6 protein-coding genes and 1 tRNA gene are annotated in these 4674 nt (G+C 38.3%); 2 read left to right on the top strand and 5 right to left on the bottom strand.

Going from position 1 to position 4674, the window contains the following annotated elements:
* Positions 1 to 764: inverse autotransporter beta domain-containing protein (locus BBROOKSOX_RS09010; protein WP_180323947.1), on the bottom strand; the 764-nt coding region annotated here is incomplete at its 3' end.
* A 225-nt stretch (positions 765 to 989) separates the two neighbouring features.
* On the opposite strand from BBROOKSOX_RS09010, the gene BBROOKSOX_RS09005 reads away from it, so the two are divergent.
* Together BBROOKSOX_RS09005 and BBROOKSOX_RS09000 are read left to right on the top strand one after the other, a co-directional pair.
* Positions 990 to 1082, top strand: a tRNA-Ser gene (locus tag BBROOKSOX_RS09005).
* Between the two features lie 182 nt (positions 1083 to 1264).
* Positions 1265 to 2044, top strand: coding sequence for a thiazole synthase (locus BBROOKSOX_RS09000; RefSeq protein WP_180323946.1), 780 nt, complete (start codon positions 1265 to 1267; stop codon positions 2042 to 2044).
* A gap of 460 nt (positions 2045 to 2504) precedes the next feature.
* On the opposite strand, the gene BBROOKSOX_RS08995 is transcribed toward BBROOKSOX_RS09000, so the two are convergent.
* The 4 genes from BBROOKSOX_RS08995 to BBROOKSOX_RS12215 all read right to left on the bottom strand — a co-directional run bounded on the left by BBROOKSOX_RS08995 (position 2505) and on the right by BBROOKSOX_RS12215 (position 4660).
* Positions 2505 to 3860 carry a hypothetical protein gene (locus tag BBROOKSOX_RS08995; protein ID WP_139661201.1) on the bottom strand — a complete coding sequence of 452 codons (1356 nt, stop codon included), beginning with the start codon at positions 3858 to 3860 and terminating at the stop codon, positions 2505 to 2507.
* Between the two features lie 119 nt (positions 3861 to 3979).
* Positions 3980 to 4327, bottom strand: a complete 348-nt coding sequence (locus tag BBROOKSOX_RS08990; RefSeq protein ID WP_180323945.1) for a hypothetical protein — start codon at positions 4325 to 4327, stop codon at positions 3980 to 3982.
* Positions 4328 to 4361: 34 nt separating this feature from the next.
* Positions 4362 to 4487: a hypothetical protein gene (locus tag BBROOKSOX_RS12220; protein ID WP_257607830.1), complete on the bottom strand. Its 126-nt coding sequence runs from the start codon at positions 4485 to 4487 to the stop codon at positions 4362 to 4364.
* Between the two features lie 26 nt (positions 4488 to 4513).
* Positions 4514 to 4660, bottom strand: a complete 147-nt coding sequence (locus tag BBROOKSOX_RS12215) for a DUF6172 family protein (RefSeq protein WP_180323944.1) — start codon at positions 4658 to 4660, stop codon at positions 4514 to 4516.
* Between the last annotated feature and the right edge of the window lie 14 nt (positions 4661 to 4674).

The raw sequence follows: 4674 nt of genomic DNA, 5'->3' as shown, positions 1-4674 counted from the left end.
CTAAAGTTAGTGCGCTGGTATTCCAAACCAAGACTTAGGCGCCTGTGTCTGGATTTGGTCTCATAATCAGTAAAAACATTAATACCGACGATTGCCATGTCATCCTCTACCAATAGACGATGACCAACGCCTAAATTAATCGTAGTGCGACGATTATCGCTACTTTTGTGTCTTTTGTTAGAAGCGATGCCACCTTGAAAGAAAGTTAATGCTTTACTGTTGGTATTAAGCTCAGAGATAGGTTGAATAGTTTTAATACTATAGTTGAGTCTGTCTGTATTCATCCCATTAATGCTCACCTCACTGCGGCCAGCACCAAATGCATTTAAAAATTTGTTGGCTTTATCATTAACCAAACCTTCGGTTTTGTTAATGGCTTGGTTTTTGAGTTGATTGCTAATGCCTGTGGTAAGCTTGTTGCCCAGTTGGTTGGCATTATCTGAGTTGGTAGAGCCTAGGGCAGCGCGCGCCGTGCCTGCGACTTTTTTGAGTAAAGTCGTGGCTTGGTTGTCTTGCTTGGTGGTGGGTTGTGCGTTGTTCCAATTGTAGGTGTAAGGCTTACTAAGATCTAAGTAGGCTTCTTTGTTAAATTGCTGAGGGTCATCAACAGAAAAAGCATTAAAAGAAAATGTGATTAAAAGGCTAAGCGCAAGAAAACACTTGAATTGCTTGAACGCACTAGAAAATGTGCTATTCGCTATTGAGGCTTTAGAAAAAGTGTTTTTAAAAAAGTGGCTTAACTGGGGTTTTGTTGTGTTTATCATGGTGATTAGCTGGCTGTGGTGTATAAAATTTACAACAATTATACCATTGTCTCCACCCTACTCAAGTTTTTCTTGAGTGTCTCTAAAAAAACTTTGATGAAATTTTTTTGCAACCTAAAATGCACGGTTTGAACGCTAAAACCTAGCATCGTAAAAGTTAGATACAAATACGACTTCTAATCCTATTTCAAATTATTATTTCTTAGCGTATAATTGCTCTCTTTTGGAGAGTTGGCCGAGTTGGCTGAAGGCGCGCCCCTGCTAAGGGCGTATAGGGTTTACCCCCTATCGAGGGTTCGAATCCCTCACTCTCCGCCATATTTACTGCGTCTTTTCTCATTCTACGGCGTTGAATTACTAAATTCTCTCAATTACATAGTTATTAACTATGCTCAATCGAGTATTTAGTAATTCGCCTTGTAGAATGAAAAAATACTTACAATACCTTTATCTTAGTTCGGGTAAAATTTTTAAATTATTTCATATTAATCAACCCTATCATGACTGACACACCATTAATCATTGCTGGACAAACTTACAACTCCCGCTTATTGGTCGGCTCAGGAAAATACCAAGATTCAACAGAAACAAAACTGGCAACAGAGGCAGCAGCAGCTGAGATTATCACTGTTGCCATTCGTCGAACCAATATCGGACAGGATAAAAATGAACCGAATTTATTAGAGGTTATTAACCCTGATAAGTACACTATTTTGCCCAACACTGCAGGTTGTTATAATGCCAAAGATGCTGTGCGCACTTGTCAATTGGCCCGCGAATTATTAGGCGGACACACACTGGTTAAATTAGAAGTGTTAGGCGATGAAAAAACGCTCTACCCTAATATTGTTGAAACCTTGTCTGCTGCACAAACCTTGGTTAATGATGGTTTTAATGTGATGGTTTATACCAGTGATGACCCCATCGTTGCTAAAGAATTAGAAAACATTGGCTGTTGCGCTATTATGCCGCTTGCCTCACTCATCGGCTCAGGTCAAGGCATTACTAACCCAGCAAATATCAAACTCATCAAACAACACGCCAATGTACCCGTACTGGTTGATGCTGGCATTGGTTGTGCAAGTGATGCTGCTAAGGCGATGGAATTAGGTTGCGATGGTGTGCTCATGAACTCAGCCATTGCCAATGCCAATGACCCAATCTTAATGGCAAGTGCCATGAAACACGCTGTTATTGCAGGACGTGCGTCTTTTCTTGCAGGCAGGATGATGAAAAAAGCTTACGCTTCAGCATCATCCCCAATGGAAAATTTAATTTAAATTGAGACTTTTGCATAAGTAGGAATGATTAGCAAAGTGACAAGTTTTGCCGAATTGGTGATTGTATGAAATATAGTCATAGCAAAGGTTTTATAAAATTGTCAAGTTGGTGAAAAATGGTGTTTTGATGATTATTCATATTTATGCAAAGGTCTCAAATTATAAGCAATAGCTTTCAGATTAACTTTACTGGCAATTTTTGCTAAACCATAAGTGCGTTTGAGAGCGCCCAAGGGTGTGCTCAATGACAAACCTTCTTTTACTAATTGCCCTATTGCGCACCTTATTCTCAGGACCCATGTTCTTGCCTTTGGGTTTTTTTGTTGGATTTTTTAGTTTAATGCAAGGGTCTGCTTTGGATAATGTGATGGGGTAGTTAGGTATAACGATTCCTGCTAGTCTTGCTGTTAGGATATTTTGGCATAATTAATGTTTATGTCTCCTTATTGACAGATTTTGATTAACTGGATGGCGCAGGTATAGTGAGAGTTGTTGCACTCTTATCGCCTTTGGCATTTGTTAAGCTCAGCATTACATCTTGTGCGTCAGCTGGAAAATCAACACTAACTGCCCTAGTGACTGCTTCAACACCCTCTTCGGTGGCAGTAGAATTAAAAGTAATAATTAACCCTTGTTTTGCCATATCTGCAACTGTATTCCCAGCGCCAATGGTGACGCCGTTATACAATACTTTTCGGGTATCAGTTTCAAAAGTTACTTTACTAGTTCTGCCGATAGCAAAGTGAGCAAATTGTGGGTGAGCTGTCTTAAAAAGAACATGTAGATTGTCGTATATCCCCTCATGGGTAATAGACAAATCTGGGCATTTTTCGAATAATGTTGAATCACTAACTGCAGGGATAGTGCCACTAAGCACAGGAAGTGACAATGCATTTGGTGCTTTTATTATCAGTGTTGTTGCACTCTTAAGACCTGAACTGTTTGTTACGCTTAAACTAATGTCTTGTACAATGCCCTGATAATTAATAGCCTTGGTAATACTTTCAACAGAATGTTCGGTGGCACGCTCATTAAACTTAATTGTCAAATCGCCGTATACATCACGATTTACTTGTATTTTGTCAACGCGTGCATTTTTTGGTACAATAAGAGCGCTGAAATAAAGGTTGGCTGTTGATTTAGTTTTTGATGTATAAAAAGCCTTGCCATTGCAAAGATAACTAATGGTGTCGCCACGCCTTTCAATACCGAATATATCATTACGCTTAACAACAAAAGGCACTCGGTATACCAGACTATCCTTTTCATACACCCCCGTTAATATAGATATAGTACCCTTACCATAATTACCCTCACTTACTATACTATAATCAGCTTGATTTCGATGCTTAGCCACAACAGCTGAAAGACAGCATACACTTTCCCAGATATCACTAACTCCAAATTCAAATTCAACAGAACCATTGATATGTATAATTTCTGCAGATGTCGCGAAAGGCATACTCGCACTCTTCTTAACTTCTATCATTTCCTCTAAAGTTTGCCCCCCATTGGATGCTTTGATATTAAGCAATTCATTGTATGTTGGTGCCTCCAAGACAACAGATCGGGAAACAGTCCCAACAACGACATTATCCCAAATCACTTGTTGATTGATGTAATTAAAGCCAGCTCTGCCAATCTCTATTCCAAAAATAGTTTTCGTTAAATCTTTTGCGCTGAAATTAACGCACAATCCATTGTATCCACTGATATTGGTGATTTGTAAATCAATCATATCTTTACATAATATGTAGTCCGGTTGGGTGGGGGCAGTGCCACTAAGTACGGGTGGCGAGTCGTTTTGATTAGGCATAATTTATATTTTATTCTTTGAATGATAAGGAGATACAAGTATTCATTAATTTCTCTATTTTTTCTTTTTCAATCCAAATTTATTCTTTAACAGCGTCTCTACATTGTTAATAAATTTAATTATCTGAGACCTTTGCATAAATAGGGGTGATTAGCAAAATCCAATTTTTGCCCAATTGGCAACTTCTTTAAACCTTGTCCTAGTAGGGCTAAGGCTGGGTTTAAAAAATCGCCAAGTGGGTGAAAAGTGGGTTTCTGATGATTGCTCCTATTTATGCAAAGGTCTCTATCTAATATTCTACCTGTTTTTGTGTGTGTTTGCAATTGTAATATTGTATTATCTTCTGTTTGTTGTAGGTACGCCTTCCAGTCATCAACCCACGCTAATAGTCTATCTGTCTTCTTTATAAGACCAAGATTATCATGTCCTGATAAATGAGCATGAACACTACTAAGGTATAATCCCATGATTCACTAACCATATTCGCCATAACAATTAAGTTCAACATAAGCGGTTGCTTAAGTTTAATTGATTGCTAGGCGTGGCAATAATATCAACACGATTGATCGTTAAACAATATGATAAATGTAGTTTCTTGCTGTTCTTAGCATTAGGGTATTTTTGCATCATTAATGCTGATGTCCCTTATTTTTTTAATCTAGAAAGTTTTCTTCCTTTTTTTCTTCCTCAGGTTTTTTAGCTCGCACACCAGGCTTAGATAAAACCTCCAAGAAAAAAGAATTCAAACCCTCTGCATCAGCCTCTGAGATTACTTTATTAATTTCAGAAACATGAATCACGCCACAAGAAGCCT

This window comes from bacterium endosymbiont of Bathymodiolus sp. 5 South (genome assembly GCF_900128535.1).
Lineage (GTDB): Bacteria > Pseudomonadota > Gammaproteobacteria > PS1 > Pseudothioglobaceae > Thiodubiliella.
Note: the sequence above shows the minus strand (reverse complement) of the source record. Positions and strands in the feature narration are given on the sequence as shown.

Excerpts from the sequence above, each read along its gene's own strand:
- BBROOKSOX_RS09000 (WP_180323946.1), top strand. The coding sequence starts at position 1,265 with ATGACTGACACACCATTAATCATTGCTGGACAAACTTACAACTCCCGC.
- BBROOKSOX_RS08995 (WP_139661201.1), bottom strand. The coding sequence starts at position 3,860 with ATGCCTAATCAAAACGACTCGCCACCCGTACTTAGTGGCACTGCCCCC.
- BBROOKSOX_RS08990 (WP_180323945.1), bottom strand. The coding sequence starts at position 4,327 with ATGGGATTATACCTTAGTAGTGTTCATGCTCATTTATCAGGACATGAT.
- BBROOKSOX_RS12220 (WP_257607830.1), bottom strand. The coding sequence starts at position 4,487 with ATGCAAAAATACCCTAATGCTAAGAACAGCAAGAAACTACATTTATCA.